At 64.6% G+C, this 461-nt stretch carries 1 pseudogene; it reads right to left on the bottom strand.

The window, feature by feature from the left end:
* Nucleotides 1–461, bottom strand: a pseudogene (locus GZH79_RS18575) (sugar ABC transporter ATP-binding protein); the annotation flags it as partial.

Raw genomic sequence — 461 nt, 5'->3', positions numbered from 1 at the left:
ATGTTTTCGCGCACCGACAGATCCGCCACGATCCCGTCGGTCTTGCGGTCCTCTGGCGCGTAACCAAAGCCTGCGGCGATGGCCATGCGGGGCGTGGTGATGTCCAGCTTGCCATTCTCGTCGGTGGCCGTGCCCTGATCGGCGGGGGTCCGGCCGAACAGCACATCGGCGGTTTCGGTGCGGCCGGCACCCAGCAACCCGGCCAGCCCGATGACTTCGCCCGCGCGCACCTTCAGATCGAAGGGTTCGATCCTGTTGCGGTGGGCGAGCCCCTTGAAAGTCAGTAGTTCCGCGCCGCCGGTGCGCGCAACATGGCGCTGTTCGGCTTCGACCAGTTCGTGGCCCAGCATGTGGTGGATCAGATCGACCCGGTTCGTGTCAGCCGTGTTGGTTGTCACGATGTGCTGGCCGTTGCGCAGCACCGTCAGCCGGTCGCTGAGTGAAAACACCTGATCAAGGAA

This window comes from Loktanella sp. SALINAS62 (assembly GCF_018263905.1).
GTDB lineage: Bacteria > Pseudomonadota > Alphaproteobacteria > Rhodobacterales > Rhodobacteraceae > Loktanella.
The sequence above is the reverse complement of the archived record's forward strand: the minus strand, read 5'-3'. Positions and strand labels throughout refer to the sequence as shown.